This is a genomic window from Pseudovibrio sp. M1P-2-3 (genome assembly GCF_031501865.1).
Lineage (GTDB): Bacteria > Pseudomonadota > Alphaproteobacteria > Rhizobiales > Stappiaceae > Pseudovibrio > Pseudovibrio corallicola.
In genome coordinates, this window is sequence record NZ_JARRCW010000001.1 from 3,011,939 (window position 1) to 3,028,084 (window position 16,146).

Annotated in this window: 13 protein-coding genes, 1 tRNA gene and 1 pseudogene; 10 read left to right on the plus strand and 5 right to left on the minus strand. The window is 48.9% G+C overall.

Features of this window, described 5'->3' with window-relative positions; translation table 11 throughout:
* Positions 1 to 86: 86 nt before the first annotated feature.
* Complete coding sequence (locus tag P6574_RS13035) at positions 87 to 1,112, plus strand: IS110 family RNA-guided transposase (protein WP_310622113.1); 1,026 nt, start codon at positions 87 to 89, stop codon at positions 1,110 to 1,112.
* A gap of 314 nt (positions 1,113 to 1,426) precedes the next feature.
* On the opposite strand, the pseudogene P6574_RS13040 reads toward P6574_RS13035, so the two are convergent.
* Positions 1,427 to 1,714, minus strand: a pseudogene (locus P6574_RS13040) (DDE-type integrase/transposase/recombinase); the annotation flags it as partial.
* Positions 1,715 to 1,751: 37 nt separating this feature from the next.
* A protein-coding gene (locus P6574_RS13045) for an IS3 family transposase (RefSeq protein WP_310620702.1) occupies positions 1,752 to 2,878 on the minus strand; the annotation gives its coding sequence in 2 pieces (ribosomal slippage) (positions 1,752 to 2,614 and positions 2,614 to 2,878; 1,128 coding nt in all).
* A 166-nt stretch (positions 2,879 to 3,044) separates the two neighbouring features.
* Here P6574_RS13045 and P6574_RS13050 point away from each other — a divergent pair.
* The 5 genes from P6574_RS13050 (at position 3,045) to P6574_RS13070 (ending at position 7,358) form a co-directional block, all read left to right on the plus strand.
* On the plus strand, positions 3,045 to 3,596 hold the full coding sequence (locus tag P6574_RS13050) for a hypothetical protein (RefSeq protein WP_310620703.1): 552 nt from the start codon (positions 3,045 to 3,047) through the stop codon (positions 3,594 to 3,596).
* Positions 3,572 to 4,378, plus strand: a complete 807-nt coding sequence (locus P6574_RS13055) for a hypothetical protein (protein WP_310620704.1) — start codon at positions 3,572 to 3,574, stop codon at positions 4,376 to 4,378. The genes P6574_RS13050 and P6574_RS13055 overlap by 25 nt, the downstream gene beginning before the upstream one ends.
* A complete protein-coding gene (locus P6574_RS13060) occupies positions 4,291 to 5,280 on the plus strand; it encodes an IS481 family transposase (RefSeq protein ID WP_310620705.1) in 990 nt (329 codons plus the stop codon). The genes P6574_RS13055 and P6574_RS13060 overlap by 88 nt, the downstream gene beginning before the upstream one ends.
* A gap of 466 nt (positions 5,281 to 5,746) precedes the next feature.
* Positions 5,747 to 6,646 carry a hypothetical protein gene (locus P6574_RS13065; RefSeq protein WP_310620706.1) on the plus strand — a complete coding sequence of 300 codons (900 nt, stop codon included), beginning with the start codon at positions 5,747 to 5,749 and terminating at the stop codon, positions 6,644 to 6,646.
* Between the two features lie 52 nt (positions 6,647 to 6,698).
* Entirely contained in the window at positions 6,699 to 7,358 is a 660-nt protein-coding gene (locus P6574_RS13070; RefSeq protein WP_310620707.1) for a hypothetical protein, read from the plus strand.
* 229 nt (positions 7,359 to 7,587) lie between these two features.
* On the opposite strand, the gene P6574_RS13075 is transcribed toward P6574_RS13070, so the two are convergent.
* Positions 7,588 to 7,677 (minus strand) — tRNA-Ser (locus P6574_RS13075).
* Positions 7,678 to 7,820: 143 nt separating this feature from the next.
* Positions 7,821 to 8,252, minus strand: coding sequence for a hypothetical protein (locus P6574_RS13080; protein WP_310620708.1), 432 nt, complete (start codon positions 8,250 to 8,252; stop codon positions 7,821 to 7,823).
* A gap of 219 nt (positions 8,253 to 8,471) precedes the next feature.
* Between P6574_RS13080 and P6574_RS13085 the strand changes: the two genes are divergently transcribed.
* Positions 8,472 to 8,780, plus strand: coding sequence for a DUF1272 domain-containing protein (locus tag P6574_RS13085; protein ID WP_310620709.1), 309 nt, complete (start codon positions 8,472 to 8,474; stop codon positions 8,778 to 8,780).
* Positions 8,781 to 8,845: 65 nt separating this feature from the next.
* Here the strand turns inward: P6574_RS13085 and P6574_RS13090 are convergent, their stop codons facing one another.
* Positions 8,846 to 10,015, minus strand: coding sequence for a CaiB/BaiF CoA transferase family protein (locus P6574_RS13090; protein ID WP_310620710.1), 1,170 nt, complete (start codon positions 10,013 to 10,015; stop codon positions 8,846 to 8,848).
* 285 nt (positions 10,016 to 10,300) lie between these two features.
* Between P6574_RS13090 and pepN the strand changes: the two genes are divergently transcribed.
* From pepN to P6574_RS13105, 3 genes are all read left to right on the plus strand, one after another.
* The gene (pepN, locus tag P6574_RS13095; RefSeq protein WP_310620711.1) at positions 10,301 to 12,937 is read left to right on the plus strand and encodes an aminopeptidase N; all 2,637 of its coding nucleotides are present in this window, start codon (positions 10,301 to 10,303) and stop codon (positions 12,935 to 12,937) included.
* A gap of 173 nt (positions 12,938 to 13,110) precedes the next feature.
* Positions 13,111 to 15,477, plus strand: a complete 2,367-nt coding sequence (locus P6574_RS13100; protein WP_310620712.1) for a PAS domain-containing sensor histidine kinase — start codon at positions 13,111 to 13,113, stop codon at positions 15,475 to 15,477.
* A 102-nt stretch (positions 15,478 to 15,579) separates the two neighbouring features.
* Positions 15,580 to 15,996, plus strand: a complete 417-nt coding sequence (locus P6574_RS13105; protein ID WP_310620713.1) for a VOC family protein — start codon at positions 15,580 to 15,582, stop codon at positions 15,994 to 15,996.
* Positions 15,997 to 16,146 lie beyond the last annotated feature (150 nt).

Here is a 16,146-nt window from a genome sequence, read left to right on the forward strand (position 1 = left end):
ATGTGATGGAGTGGATGCCCCACCCGGCGGCATCGCAATGTGCCATATTTACGATTGAAGCAATCGAAGATTGGGAAGGGACATCCATGGCAGAGGTTAGCATTATAGGTTTAGATTTGGCAAAGCACAGTTTTCAAGCTCATGGTGCGGCACCAGACGGCAAGGTTTTATTTCGACGGAAATTGTCACGCGGGCAGATGTTACCGTTCTTTGCCAAACAAGAACCTTGTGTTGTGGCAATGGAAGCTTGCGCTACTGCCCATAGTTGGGGGCGAGAAATTCGCGCTCTGGGGCATGATGTTAAATTGATTCCCCCAATCTATGTGAAACCATTTGTAAAACGTCAAAAAAACGATGCAGCTGACGCGGAAGCCATTGCGGAAGCAGCGTCGCGCCCCACAATGCGTACGGTTCCGATAAAATCAAAGGATCAGCAAAGTCGCGCCGTGTTATTCCGTAGCCGCGATCTTTTTGTACGTCAACGTACTCAGTTGATCAACGCCTTGAGAGCTCATTTGGCTGAGTTTGGCTGCCTCGCACCAAGAAAGGCGATACACGTTAAGAAACTGGCTGAGGCTTTGAATGCTCCGAACAGTGACCTGCCTCCTGTGGTGCTTCAACTCGGTCAGATCTACCTGGAGCAAATTGCACTGCTCACAAACCGGATCCAGTCCCTGGAAAAGCAGCTTCGAATAGAAGCGAACCAGGACAAGGCTGCGCAAAGATTGCAAACCATGCCCGGAATAGGGCCGATAACGGCCATGGCGGTTACAGCATTTGCCCCATCAATGAGCACGTTCCGCCGAGGGCGGGACTTTGCCGCATGGCTGGGGCTTGTGCCAAAACAATATTCAACAGGGGGAAGGCAGATCTTGGGCCGAACCTCGAAAATGGGCCAGCGCGATATCCGAAGGCTTTTGATCATCGGAGCTATGGCACTCATTGGTGCTGCCCGGCGGACGGGGAGGCCAGAAAGCTTATGGCTTGGAAGAATGCTTGAAAGAAAACCAAGTATGGTGGTGGCTATCGCGCTTGCAAACAAAATGGCTCGTAGATTGTGGGCTATGTTGGTCAAAGATGAAGACTACCGAAACCTGTCCCCGGCTAAATAGGTGCTTCAGGACAGGTCCGTCGGGATGTGAGGAGGGCTTTGAGCAGTAAGGGTAAACGATCGACTAGATCCGACTTGGCATAACCAGTCTTTCGCACCGGGCAAAAAGCCCGCAAATGTGTATTGGAGCCAAGTTGCGTATCTCCATACCGGCCCGCGGCAAATGCAGCGCCGCACAACGAGGCCTGACAGATGACCGCAACCGATCACATGCCAAAATTGCTCGAAAAACAACTTGCAAAACACGGGGCATCCACAGATGCGAAAAATATTGTACGTTATCTTTAAGGGTGCCTTTGGTAAGGCTGTTCTGCCTTAAGCAACTTCAGGAACCATGTTCTTTTCGATAAACTCAATTGCGTCTGCCATCACGCTATTGCCGAGGCCAAAGGCCCGCTCAACAAGACGCACTTCGCCCTTTACGCCAGCATGCAACTTTAAATGATTTGCCTGCCCCTTGCGAAGGGCGTGCATCACCTCAATGCCCTTGAGGGTGGCATAGGCGGTCTTTCTCGACTTGAAGCCAAGCATGGGCTTAATCACACGCTTGAGCTTGCCATGATCGGCTTCCACTACATTGTTAAGATACTTGACCTGTCGGTGTACTGAGCAGCCCCGTTTGAGTGGTCCGCTTTGAAAGTTAGTGCATGGTTGGCCTTTGGTCTATCGGAATAATGACTTCCGGAACTGGAGGGCGGTAGCCCAGAGCACTATGCGGTCGTTTGGTATTGTAGTGTTTCCTCCAGCGTTCTATGATTATTTGAGCTTCATGTAGCGAGTAGAAGATTTCTCCATTCAATAATTCATCACGCATTCGCCCATTGAAACTTTCGCAATATCCGTTTTCCCAAGGCGATCCTGGCTCAATGTAGGCTGTTTGGGCTCCGACGGATTTGATCCACTTTTGAACCGCCTCCGCCACGAACTCCGGGCCGTTATCTGAACGAATATAGGCAGGTATGCCGCGCAGGATAAACAGGTCCGTCAGCGCATCGATGACTTCGCTCGCATTCAGCTTTCGCTTCACCCGAATAGCAAGGCATTCACGCGTATACTCATCCAAAATATTCAACGTTCTGAATGCCCTGCCATCATCAGTGCGATGATGGACAAAGTCATAGGACCACACGTGATTGCGATACTGTGGCCGGAGACGTATGCAAGACCCATCATTGAGCCAGAGCCGCCCCTTTTTCGGTTGCTTCATGGGAACTTTCAGCCCCTCTCGTCGCCACAGACGTTCAACACGTTTATCGTTCACTTGCCATCCAGCCTCTCGGAGCAAAGCGGCAATGCGACGGTAACCGTAACGGCCATATTGGCGTGCCAGCTCAATCATATCTGCAACCAGCTGATCTTCATCCGCTCGCCCTTTGGGGAAGCGACGCTGTGTGGAGCGATGCTGACCAAGAACACGACAAACACGCCGCTCGGAAACCTTCACCTGACTGCGTATATGGTTAATGCAGGCTCTGCGACGAGCAGGGCTCAGAAGTTTCCCTTTGCAGCCTCCGTAAGGATCAGCTTGTCCAATGTCAGATCAGAGACCGCACGGCGCAAACGTTCATTCTCTTTCTGCAGCCGCTTCAGTTCCTTGAGTTGCTCCGTACCCATTCCGCCATACTTCTTCTTCCAACGGTAATAGGTTTGCTCGGTAACGCCGATCTGGCGGATCGCATCCATGCGCGCCATTCCTTGCCCCGTCAGAACTTCAACTTGCCGCAGTTTAACTACAATCTCTTCTGGTTTGGGTCTCTTGATTCCCATGTCTGATCCTCCGTTTTCCTAATCATAAACGTGGAACACTTCTTTGGGGGAGGCTCACTTAAGACATTCAAAATATTGATTAGAAGCTTGCGAACTAAATCACATGAAAAAACTGAAATTCAAAAAACTTTGACTGTTATCGACAAAAGAGCGCAAAGCAAGAGCGATGCCCCTAAGTGACGACGTCACTGCTGTTGTTGCGGACAATGAGTTTGGAAAATCAAGTTTGGTAAAATCTCTCTATGCCACTTTGGGAGCCGATCCGCACAAGCTGCCTGAAAGCTGGAAAAACGCTAATGTAGCAAGCTTATTGGGCTTCTCGCTTGATGAGGATGATTATTTCATGCTTCGCTATGGGCCGATGTTTGCGCTGTTTGACGCAAACAAAAAGCCCTTATGGGCAGTTAACGGAGTGACAAAAGGGCTAGCACCGAAGTTATCTCAGTTGCTTGATTTTGATATTGAGATCACCACAAAACAGGGGGGTATTGTTGCTCCAGTCCCTGCTCTTTGTTTCATGCCATTTTACATCGACCAAGATATTGGATGGACCGATAGCTGGACGTCATTTTCAGGCACAGGGTTCATAAAAGACTACAAAAATATCGTTGCTGACTTTCATACGGGAATGAGGCCGAAAGAATATTATCAAGCGAAGGCGAAAAAAGACGAAGCATCAAAGAGGCTTCAGAATTGCGTACTGAACGAAGCGCATTAGGGCGCGCTCAAGATAGGATCAACGTACACCGCTCAACTATAGGCGTAGCATTTGAACCTGAAGCGTTTGCTGATCGTATACAGGCGCTATTGAACGAGCAAAATGCTTTGCAAAAAAAATATGATGAAATCAAGCTTAAGGTAGCTGAGCTTCAATCCACTCGTTCAATAGCTTTAGAAGAAATGCGGATTGCGAAAAAGGTACTCGATGAACTGGAAAAAGATATAAAATTTCTTCAGACAGAGGATCAATCAGAGATCCTTTGCCCAACTTGTAACACCGTCCATTTGAATGACTTTTCTAATCGCTATGGTCTGATGAATGACGCTGATGCTTGTAGAGAGATTTATGCCGCCAGTATGATGAATGTTGAAAGGTTGGACGCTGAAATACAAAAAGCAACGCGCCCGACGCCGTTTCTGTCCAATAAAATTTCTGAAATTGAATCTATCCTTGAAACAACTCGCGGAGAAATGAAGCTGCGAGATATGCTTCAAGATGAAAGTGGCCGGATGGTCGAAGAAATCTTTGCAATTGAGAGCAAAGCATTAGCCACCGAGATAGGGCAAGTAGACGAAAGAATTGAGGCGTCTAATGCTGTGATGAAAAAATATGACGACCGCAAGCATAAGTGTTTAGTCCCGCGAGAAGATGGAATCAGTTTATCGTTGACACCATCTTGTAAGGAGGGGCTATGGGACAGGTATTACACGGCAGCGCCACGACTACTCACGCGGTTCGATCGGCCATCCAAAAATCGGATGCAACAATCAAAGAGCTGAGTACCCGATATAACATCAATCCCAAAACGGTTATGAAGTGGAAAAAACGTAGCAGCGTAGAAGATCAACCTATGGGCCGGAAAAATCCTCGCTCTACCGTTCTTACTGTGGCTGAAGAGGCTGCGTGTATTGCTTTTCGCAAGCACTCTTTACTCGCGCTGGATGACTGCCTTTATGCTCTGCAGGAAACGATCCCGAAGTTGACCCGCTCATCCCTCCACCGTCTATTCCAGCGCCACGGGATTTCGCGTCTGCCAGCCCCAGATAAGAACAAGACCAAAAAACCTTTCAAAGCCTATCCGATCGGTTACTTTCACATCGATATCGCGGAGGTGCGAACTGCGGAAGGCAAGCTTTATTTGTTCGTTGCCATTGATAGAACGTCGAAGTTTGCCTTTGTGGAACTGCATGAGAAAGCCACCAGAAGGATTGCTGGCAACTTTCTTCGCAACCTCATCATGACTGTACCTTATAAAGTCCACACCGTGCTGACTGACAACGGGACCCATTTCACCGATCCCAAAGGCGACAGTTGGAATGCTCAGGACGTGAAGCGTATGCTCGCGACCGGTCAGCGGTTTCGATGCCATGCTTTTGTTCTGGCCTGCGCTCAAAATGATATTGACCACCGGCTAACGAAACCGGCCCATCCCTGGACCAACGGTCAGGTCGAACGTATGAACCGCACCATCAAAGAGGCCACGGTTCGACGCTATTATTACCAGACACACAACCTGCTGCGCACTCATCTGGAAACGTTCATACAGGCTTATAACTTCGCCAAACGCCTCAAGGCTCTCAAAGGACAAACACCCTTTGAATACATTACCAAACAATGGACAAACGAGCCGGACAGGTTCATAAAACAGCCTAACCATCTCCTCGCGGGACTTAACACATAAGAAGGGCATTAAGGACTTTTATATAAAAAAAATGGCACTTTTCTGCGAAAAACTTGATATTAAGAATGCGCCGGAATCAGTGTACAAAAAAAATAGACCAACAATAAGCGAAGCTGGCAGCTCTCAGCCTCGGTTGTTGCTAGCTTACTATTTCGCAATACTACATACCATAGCTAAGTATTCAACGTGCTGCTTCTGCCCAATCGTCATTGATACCCCTAAGCAACAAGACCCAGATGATAACCATGCTGAGACAGTTATCAAATTTTGTCTCGAAAATAGGCCCCCAAACTCCCAGTTAATTCTGGCGTCTGGTAGCATTCATGGCGTCGAATTTGATGGAAAGCTCATTGAGCCGCAGGTGAAACACTCTGTACTCGAAGAGGCGCAGTACGATTCCGTGAATGAGTTTATGCATCCATTCATTAGCTCTGCAATGCACTGATTAAATTTTGTGGGTTTAGGAATGGCTGAAGATACACCGTCATTGGACATCGATATTCCTCAGGATTTTGCTTTTCAGCAGCAATATAAAGAAAGTTTAAGCGGTTTTGATACAGCATTGTGTGAAGCCTGTGCGGTGTCACAAGCTACTAGTGGGCGTCAAGCGCATCCCACTTTAGGTTATGCAACCCACGTATTTGTACGCATCCTCGCACACGGGCGTAATCTCATAAGATCGTTGCCCGGTACCCGTTGGGTTTCATCTGATCACGAAGATTGGGATTTCGGGGCAAATGCATCTAGCTTTCGATCCATATTGGAAGCGGTATTGTTATTCCACTACCTTTGTGATGCCTCTCCTGAAGCTGACAATCAAAAAGCTATCGTGCAGCTTATGCATCTTTATGACCTCACGAAGCGCACAAAAATAATACACAACCGCGCGATGAGCGAAGATGAAGAAAAAGTCCGTGCAGAAATCGTAGAGCGGCTAAAGGACACACGGCGCTTCAAAGAGCTTTCCCCAAGAGTACAAAAAGATGCTCTCAAAGGCGGATACCTGATGTTTGAATCAAAAGATGACATTATGTCAAAGATTGGGTGGGATAAGTCATCGTATTATTTTTTGTGGAATCTCACATCTCAATACGCCCACGTTTACTCACTTGCCTTTTATAGAATTGAACCCAATGGACGCGGCACTGGAATAGAAAACGAGTTTGACCGAGGTGCATTAGCTTTAGGTTTGGATATTTGTGCTGGACTTTTGAATGACGCAACCGATGCACTTTGTAAACACTTCCCAGATGCGGAGGAAGCACGAAACGGTTCGAATTCAAAATTTTCTCCAGGCCCAGCACGCAATCTTCCAAAACATAAGAAGCGTGCAATTAGACGGCGAAATAGACAGGCAGGAAAATAAGACAGCTTTTAAGTAAAGTGTCTGCTAGAAGTGGAGACTGGAGAGTACAGGCATGAGCGATCTAGATTATCGGTTTTATTTCGAGATTTGGAGCGGTCCATCTGAGGTTATGAAAGAGAGAAATCCAAGTATTTCTTACTGTGAAAATCATAATGCTGATTTTGACTACGGCCTCGCGGCGACAGACTTTGAATTGGCAGCAACGGCGTTGATTAATGTTCAACGCGAGCAGCCGACGATCGGGAACTGGACTGCTCCCGTGCTTCATCTTATCCGTCAGACACTCGAACTGAAGTTAAAAGAGTTGATTGAGACAATCAATTGGAAGCAAAGTAATTCAATTGCTCCTAGTAAATTTAGCCATAACTTAAAAAAACTATGGGAATTGGGTCGGGGCTATTTAGTCGATAATGACTATCAAATTGAGAGAGATACTCGATTGGTAGATTTAGATCGTCTTGTTGAAAATCTTCACGCAATTGACCCCACTGGCGACCTTTTCCGGTTTGGCACATCACGCAAGACAGCCTTTGGTCGACAAAAAAGCTCAGACAGAGTTGGGTATAATCAAGAAGAGCTTTTCGTTGAGTTCGAGCATTCCCGTGATTGCCTTAGCCACTGGACTGGAGTGGTAATGCGAGAAATCATTCAAGCTGAACAGGGATGGGAGCAGGATCCATATTTCGACAAAGACGCATTCCCAAAAAAATAAAGCAGATACCACCGTTATGAAAGCAGCAGCTCTTGGATTGCCTTTAGATGGTCCTTACCTGCTCACATAGATGTAGCAAGATGACGGTCTCTTTTTCTCTTGAGTAAAGAATGTCCAACATAGTCCAAATAGAGACTATGAAATGCAATGATAAATGTGGGGTATTTTGTGGTATGAGGACGCAATTACTTCTAAAAAATATTACATTACAATAGATTAAGTAATATTATGGCGGACACGGAGGGATTCGAACCCTCGAGACCCTTCCGGGCCTACTCCCTTAGCAGGGGAGCGCCTTCGACCACTCGGCCACGTGTCCTTGAGGGGGTAGATACCCATTAAAGCCCTTGGGATCAATACGTTATTTTTCAGTTTTTTGACTTTTCCCCATGATCACTGTTCTGCTCAACGTTTGGAACGTACTGAGAATAAAGTGAATTCCTCTGTGTCCGCCAATTCTGTTTAGTAGGTTGGGCTAAAGTGGCCGCCAAGCACCTCGGCTCCATAGGTGCCATCAGCCAGTGGATAGGTCGTAAAGTTGGCTCCTACAGCCCCACCCACCACCACAGCAGAAACGGCTGTCACCAAATCAGCGTAGGCGAGAGAAACACCATTCTCCTGCGCTTCCCAATACTGTATTTGCCCAATAATAAATGCCTCAGTGTAATTGTTTTCCAACACTGCCATCACATCGGGAACAATATCCGGTGAGAATAAAGTCGTCCCGTCTGCCCCGCTAATTGTTAAGTGAACACCCCTGACATCATTACCAATTCTCACAGCAACCCCAATGCACGACGTGAATGCAGTAAACTGTATTTGATTTGCAGCTGTGCCATATTCACGCTCTGCAATAGCCATTGTGTTTGCGGCAGGAGTTAAGGTGTAAGGCATTTGATCGCTCCTAGGCTGTCGAGATGCTGGAGCCTAAAAGTACAACGCATATCAATATATATACAACTTTAAATTGTTATTATGTAAGGAACGCACCCCAGAATAAAGAGCTTTGAATGAAGTTGACAGGATATGGCACTTCATTGTCATAGGAACCCTTAAGGCACCCAACTAAACTGGCAGGACCTTAAAACCATTGATAGATTGGCCTTTTAATTCATGCTCCACTTACATCCAAACTGCGAACACTGTGACAAAGATCTGCCAGCTAACGCGACAGACGCGTATATATGCTCTTTTGAGTGTACGTTTTGTGAAGGATGCGCCTTAGAGCTTTTTGAAAACACCTGTCCCAATTGTGGCGGTGGCTTTACGCAGCGCCCAGTGCGCCCTTCCATGCCCCACAAAACTCCATGGTGGCTGGGTGACCACCCCGCAAGTTCCAAAAGGCGACTAAGGCCCAAAGATATTCAGCGGCACCAGAAGTTTGCCCAAGACTTGAAGGGTATTCCCCCCAACAAGCGCTAGTTTTAAAGACTTGGCTTGAGGCATATAGCATTCCACAGTTTGAAAGCCTCTCTATAGGCCCTCCTTTAGACCACAGGCTTCACACAGCGCTCTAACTCCTGCCGAATTTCCTCCTGATGTTCTCCCAGTTGTGGCACCCCTTTATTTAACGAGAGTTCCGCATTTGTGTATTTGATGGGCGTGCGCAAATATTTTCGATCACCTTCATTATCCAAGGGGGAAACCAACAGTTCTCTATGAAGGATTTGTGGGTCATTCATCGCCTGCTCAACTGAATTGATAGGCCCTGCCGGAACGCCAGCTTTCTCCAGTTCTACCAGTAAGGTGTCCCTTTCCCATTTTGAAAGAACAACTTCCAACAAAGACGTGAGCGCCTCTCGATTGGCAACTCTATCGCTGTTTCGCACAAACCGCTCATCACTCGCCAGATCTTTTTGGCCGGTTGCAAGACAGAATTTTTGGAATTGCCTGTCATTGCCAACGGCAAGAATGATATGCCCGTCTTTTACGGCGAACACTTGATAGGGCACGATATTCGGGTGGGCATTGCCAAGGCGTTTTGGTGTATTGCCTGTGCTGAGGTAGTTCATGGCCTGATTGGCTAGAACGCCAACTTGTGTATCGAGCAGCGCCATGTCAATCCACTCCCCCTCCCCTGTCTGGCTGCGGCGGTGAAGAGCGGCTTGAACGGCAATCGTACCATAAAGACCCGTGAAGATATCCGCAAAGGCAACGCCAATTTTCTGCGGCTCGCCGTCGGGCTCACCTGTCAGGTCCATAATCCCGCCCATTCCTTGAATGAGAAAATCATAGCCAGCCCGGTGGGCATAAGGTCCATCCTGTCCGAAACCGGTCACAGAGCAATAGATTAATGAGGGATTGATCTTCTTCAGGCTTTCATAGTCGAGCCCATATTTTTTCAGGCCGCCAACTTTGAAATTCTCGATCAAGACATCGCTTTGGGCAATGAGCCGTTTTACAAACTCCAGATCTTCAGCATTTGAGAAATCCGCCGTAACAGAGCGCTTGCCGCGATTGCAAGCATGAAAATAGGCTGCCGTTTGCCCGTTTTCCTCTTCAATGAAAGGTGGTCCCCATGTTCGGGTATCATCCCCGTCAGGGCTTTCAACTTTCACCACATCCGCGCCCAGATCGCTCAGTGTCTGCCCGATCCACGGACCTGCGAGAATGCGGGCAAGCTCAACAACCCGAATACCTTCCAACGGCGTTTTCACGTCTAAATCTCCTCAAACTACCAAGGTGCTAACGCTTTTCAGGAAAATGTTCTCCCTATGATCTGTCATGATGTTTGTCCAATCCGTCCGGCACTGTGTTCGCCATTGCCACAAGTCACCCCAAACATCCCGCAAAACCCCTGAGGAACTGAAAGCGCAGTGCAAACTCACCAATTTAGTCATTTGCTTTTTTGAAAGGAGGTCATAGAAAGAAGGTAAGAGATGGTGGACGCCCAAGTTTTAAGCGTCTTCACCTTATTTTTATTTACTCATCAGGAGAACCCAATGCGTTCAGAGAATGCAGAACCAATCCGTTTGGAGGATTACACCCCCACCCCATACACCCTTGACCGTGTGGAGTTGAATTTCAATCTTGTTCCTGATGCTACAATCGTTACATCAAAAATTTATCTGGCACCTCGCACACCTGAGGATGCCGGTAAGCCTCTCGTTCTGGACGGGGACGAGCTGGAACTGGTCAGCGTAGAAATGAATGGCAGAGCGCTCAGTGCAGACTCTTACGACGCCACAGCCAGCCAATTCACACTAAAAACGCCGCCGGAAACCGCCTTTTCGCTAGAGATCACCACCAAAATTAACCCGCAGGAAAACACTAAGCTGATGGGTCTTTATCGCTCCAGCGGCAATTTCTGCACCCAGTGTGAGGCCGAAGGCTTCCGCCGGATTACATACTTCTATGATCGCCCAGATATTCTAGCGGTCTACACCACGCGCATAGAAGCAGAAAAGAAAGCCTACCCAGTCCTTCTTGGCAACGGTAACCCTAAGGAAGCTGGCGATATTGAAGGAACGGATCGCCACTTTGCAATCTGGCATGACCCGCATCCAAAACCCGCTTATCTTTTCGCCTTGGTTGCGGGAGACTTGGGCTGTATCTCCCAAAAATTCACAACAGCTTCTGGCAAGCCGGTTGATCTGAACATCTATGTGGAGCACGGCAACGAAGATCGAGCTGACTGGTCTATGGATTGTCTCGTGCGCTCCATGCAGTGGGATGAGAAGGTATTCGGGTTGGAATACGATCTTGATGTATTCAACATCGTTGCTGTTTCCGACTTCAACATGGGCGCTATGGAAAACAAGGGCCTCAATATCTTCAATGACAAGTACATTCTGGCGGATCCCGAGACCGCAACGGATGTAGATTATGAAGGCATTGAAACAGTTGTTGCCCACGAGTACTTCCATAACTGGACCGGCAACCGCATCACCTGCCGCGACTGGTTCCAGCTGTGCCTGAAAGAAGGTCTTACCGTTTTCCGCGACCATGAGTTCACATCGGACGAACGTTCCCGCCCTGTAAAACGCATTGCCGATGTCAAGGTTCTGAAAAACCATCAGTTTCCAGAGGATGGCGGCCCGCTTTCACACCCTGTACGCCCTGAAGTTTATAAAGAGATCAATAACTTCTACACCGCAACCGTCTATGAAAAAGGCTCTGAACTGGTCACCATGATCAAGACCATTTTGGGTGCTGACGGCTTCAAAAAGGGTATGGACCTATATTTTGAGCGTCATGACGGTGAAGCGGCAACTATTGAAGATTTTATCAAAAGCTTTGAGGATGCCACCCAAACGAACCTGTCCCAGTTTGCCCTGTGGTACTCCCAGTCCGGCACGCCGCAACTGAATGTGGCGGGCGAGTATAATGAACAGGCAAAGACCTTCACGCTGAAGCTGGAACAAAGCACACCGCCCACACCCGGTCAGGACATAAAAAGGCCATTCACCATCCCGGTCCGTTTTGGCCTCGTCAGCCCCAATGGGGAAGACATGGCTTACAGCTCAAGCGAAGGGGCTGAGGTAAGGGGCGATCTGATCCTTTTGACAGAAGCCTCGCAAACAGTGGTTTTCCACGGTATTGGTGCCAAGCCAGTCCCGTCCCTGCTGCGGGAGTTCTCAGCGCCGGTCAAACTGGCAACAAACTTGTCCAGCGATGACCACCTGTTCTTGATGCACCACGACAATGATCCGTTTAACCGCTGGCAGTCTGCCCAAACGGTTGCAACTGATCTGACTATTGCTCTGTCCAAGGGGGCAGAAACACCGGCACTTTCAGCATTTCTGGAAGCCATGAAAGCCATTGCTGAAGACGATGCACTGGACAACGCCTTTAAAGCCTTAGCGCTGGCTTTGCCAAGTGAAGGCGATGTAGCAAGGGAGCTGGGCAACAATGTTGACCCTGAGGCCATCAGCATTGCACACCTCACCTTGCGCCAGAAAGTTGGTGAAGCCCTGTATTCCACGTTCCAAAAGCTCTATGAGAGCTTGGCACCATCAGGCACATTCAGCCCAGATGCAAAGTCAGCTGGTAACAGGGCCCTGCGCACCCGCACTCTTTCCTACCTGAATGCGGCCCAAAGCGATAACAGTGCCCCCCTGACCAGAGCCCACTTTGAAACCGCCGACAACATGACAGACCGCATTGCAGCCTTGAACGTGCTGGTTCACGAGCGTGTTGATGGCTACAAGGATGCACTGGACGCGTTCTACCAGCGCCATAAAGACACCGCTCTTGCTATGGATAAGTGGTTCATGGTGCAGGCAACCTCCCCTGCTGAAGACACTCTGGATACTGTGAAGGCCCTGACCGAGCACCCAGCGTTCGCATGGGGCAACCCGAACCGCGTTCGCGCCTTGATTGGAACCTTTGTCGCAGCCAACCAGAGACGCTTTAATGCACTGGATGGTTCAGGCTACACATACCTTGCTCAAACCGTTTTGAAAATTGATCAAAACAACCCCCAGCTTGCGGCCCGTATTCTAAATGCATTCCGCTCATGGCGCGCACTAGAGCCCACACGCCAAGGTTTAGCCAAGGCTGCATTAGAAAGTATTATTGAAGCAGATCAAAAACTTTCCCCAGATGTACAGGACATCGCGGAGCGTTGCTTGCAGTAGTATTACCAATTTTTGTGTAACCAAATAGAATTAGCGGCGGAGAATATTCCGCCGTTAATCATTTTTTTTAAGGTTGACTCTGGACAAACTGATTCGTTTCGATTCAAATAAAGGTGATTCGCAAATCATTAACTTATCGAATCAGCAGCGATTGTTTGACTCTGGGGGCAGCGATGGCACAGACCTATGCAGGTGAAACGCCCAAGGCGCGTTTCATGGAAAATAATCGGAATATGAGTAAAAAAGAAGCTCTTGCAGGACACATCAAATTCCTGGCAAGACCCGCCTACCAGCGCCTGCTTTCCAAAGAACCCTTGCTGCGCAGAACAATTCCGGTTCTGAGCTTCATTTTCATCGCCTGTATTGCCGTCTTTCGTATGCTGGAACTCAGTTACAGCTATGAGCAAACCCTGCAAAAAGCCAAGGATGATTTGACCCTGATTGCTGCAACCCTCACAGCACGTCTGGATCTTTATGAGGACAAACTACCACAAACCGGCTATTACTCCGCTCTGAAAGCCACACTGGCCGACTCCCTGCCCCCCCGCGCCACCAGTAATGGCCGCCAGATCCTTGTAGCAGAGCGCAGTGGCAAAATCGTTGCCAGCTCGCCCATCAACCCACAGGTTGAAGGGCTCAATATTTCCAAGCTTTTAGGCAGCACCCAGCCCATGACCTTCTTCGGAAAGCGTGCAGGCGTGCTCACTGTCAATGAAGGCAAAACAAATCAAGCCATTGCCACCGTTCATCATCTCAATGGCCGCATGGGAATGGTTGTTCTCATTCAGCCCGATTCCTATGTCTTTCGCGAATGGCGCTCACAGCTTTCCACCAATGTGACAATTTTCATCGGCATCTCCATTGTCATGATTGTTCTCATCTACGCTTTCTTTGCGCAAGCAACCCGCGCACAGCAGGCAGACGGTATTTATGCCGCCACACGCACCCGCATTGACGCCGCCTTGAACCGAGGGCGCTGCGGACTGTTCGATTGGGATCTGTCTCGGGGCCGTATTTTCTGGTCCAGCTCGCTCTTTGAAATGCTTGGCTTGCCATCACGCAATGACATCATCGGCTTTTCCGAACTCTCGGCCCTCATGCACCCGGAAGATGTGGACCTTTACAAACTTGCGGAAAAGCTTCTCAACGAGGGTGAGAATGCCATCGACACCCAGTTCCGCATGCGCCACCAAAATGGAAACTGGGTCTGGCTGCGTGCCCGCGCCGATGTTCAGCGCGATGCGGAAAACAACAGCCCCCACCTGATCGGCATTTGCATTGATGTGACCGAGCAAAAGCTGTTGGCGCAGGAAAGCAGAACAGCGGACCTGAGGCTGCGCGATGCCATTGAAACCATCTCCGAGGCGTTCGTTCTGTGGGATTCTGAGAACCGTCTGGTTATGTGTAACTCCAATTACCGCAGGCTTCACTGCCTGCCCGACGAGGTCACACAAACCGGCACCCCCTATGCTCAGGTGATGGCTGCTGCATGCCAAACCATCGTCAGGACAGATCTGAGCTCTCCTGCAGACAAAGCAACCTTGAGTGATGGCTATGAAGCTGAACTTGAAGACGGCAACTGGCTGAAGATTTCCGAAAGACGCACAAAAGATGGCGGCTTCGTCTCAGTGGGAACAGATATTACGACCCTCAAAAAGCATGAGGGCAAACTGCTTGATTCAGAGAAGAAGCTCATCGCCACAGTTGCCGATTTGCGCAAATCCCGCCAGAAGCTGGAGCATCAGGCCAAACAGCTGGTAGAGCTTGCCGAAAAATACTCCGAAGAAAAAACAAGGGCGGAAGATGCCAATAAGGCCAAGTCCGAATTTCTTGCAAATATCTCCCATGAGCTGAGAACCCCGCTCAATGCCATTATCGGCTTTTCAGAAATCATGAACGAGGGCATGTTCGGGGATCTGGGCTCCGACAAATACCGTGAATATTGTCAGGACATTCACAACAGCGGTAACTACCTGCTCAACGTCATCAATGACGTTCTGGATATGTCAAAAATCGAAGCTGGGCGGGTGGAACTCTCCGTTGAATCTGTCAATCTCAACAATCTTGTGAGCGACGCCTCCCGCATCTTGGCAGCCAACGCCGCAGAAAAGAATATCACCATTTCCAGCGAGGATGTGCCTGATATTGCCGTTGATGCGGATAGACGCGCCGTCAAGCAAATCTTGTTGAACCTGCTCGCCAATGCGGTTAAATTCACTCCCGACAATGGCGATGTCTGGATTTCAGGAAAAACAAAGGGCAACAACGTTCACCTTTCCATCACGGATAACGGAATTGGTATTCCCAAACGCGATATTGACCGGCTGGCAAAACCCTTCGTACAGGTGGAGAACCAGTTTACAAAATCCCATCGTGGCTCCGGACTGGGCCTTGCCATTGCCCGCTCTCTCACCGAGCTACATGGCGGCAAGCTCACCTTGAAGTCGCAGGTGGGTCAGGGAACCAAAGTCACCATCTCCCTCCCCCTCAAATCAACAGGCATGTTCAGCGCCACTCAACCCCATGCAATGGCGAGTTAGCGCTTGTAGAAACAATTGCCTTCATCAAACAAGAAGACGGCACGGTACTTTCCCGCCCTTCAACGCTAAATATGAACCAGTGTTCGGAGTAATACACCTAGAATGATTGCCTACATCACAATCGGTGCAAATAACCTCACGCGTGCGAAGCAATTTTATTCCGCGTTTCTGCCAGCTCTTGGGTATGAGTTTGAGGAAAGCCCTGAGGGCCTAAGCTACGCACTTCCCGTAGGATCAGGTCAGTCTCTTGCTCAACCAGAAATCTACATTAAAACCCCATTCGATGGAGAACCAGCCTCCGCCGGGAACGGTATCATGATTGCATTTGAGGCACGCAATCAAAAACAGGTTCGTGATCTTCACGCGGCAGCGCTTGACGCTGGCGGTTCTGACGAAGGCCAACCGGGTTTTCGCGCATCTTATGGACCACGATTCTATGTTGGTTACCTCCGCGACCCTCACAGCAACAAAATCGCGGTATTCTCTAGTAATCCGAACGAACCTGGGCGAGAGGGATAGGGTAGGTAAACGGCTGCCTCTAAACTTACCTTTGGACACAAGGCCCCTAATAAATTCGGATGGCGACTGCACGCGCGTGCCGCTCAATTCAGGTTAAAAGGTTATACCGGACAAGCCAAGCGCTGATCCGGTATCTAGAACATAACCGAG

Coding starts and splice junctions, on each gene's coding strand:
- P6574_RS13080 (WP_310620708.1), bottom strand. CDS start 8,252: ATGCCTTACACCTTAACTCCTGCCGCAAACACAATGGCTATTGCAGAG.
- P6574_RS13105 (WP_310620713.1), top strand. CDS start 15,580: ATGATTGCCTACATCACAATCGGTGCAAATAACCTCACGCGTGCGAAG.
- P6574_RS13070 (WP_310620707.1), top strand. CDS start 6,699: ATGAGCGATCTAGATTATCGGTTTTATTTCGAGATTTGGAGCGGTCCA.
- pepN (WP_310620711.1), top strand. CDS start 10,301: ATGCGTTCAGAGAATGCAGAACCAATCCGTTTGGAGGATTACACCCCC.
- P6574_RS13050 (WP_310620703.1), top strand. CDS start 3,045: ATGCCCCTAAGTGACGACGTCACTGCTGTTGTTGCGGACAATGAGTTT.
- P6574_RS13085 (WP_310620709.1), top strand. CDS start 8,472: ATGCTCCACTTACATCCAAACTGCGAACACTGTGACAAAGATCTGCCA.
- P6574_RS13100 (WP_310620712.1), top strand. CDS start 13,111: ATGGCACAGACCTATGCAGGTGAAACGCCCAAGGCGCGTTTCATGGAA.
- P6574_RS13060 (WP_310620705.1), top strand. CDS start 4,291: ATGGGACAGGTATTACACGGCAGCGCCACGACTACTCACGCGGTTCGA.
- P6574_RS13065 (WP_310620706.1), top strand. CDS start 5,747: ATGGCTGAAGATACACCGTCATTGGACATCGATATTCCTCAGGATTTT.
- P6574_RS13035 (WP_310622113.1), top strand. CDS start 87: ATGGCAGAGGTTAGCATTATAGGTTTAGATTTGGCAAAGCACAGTTTT.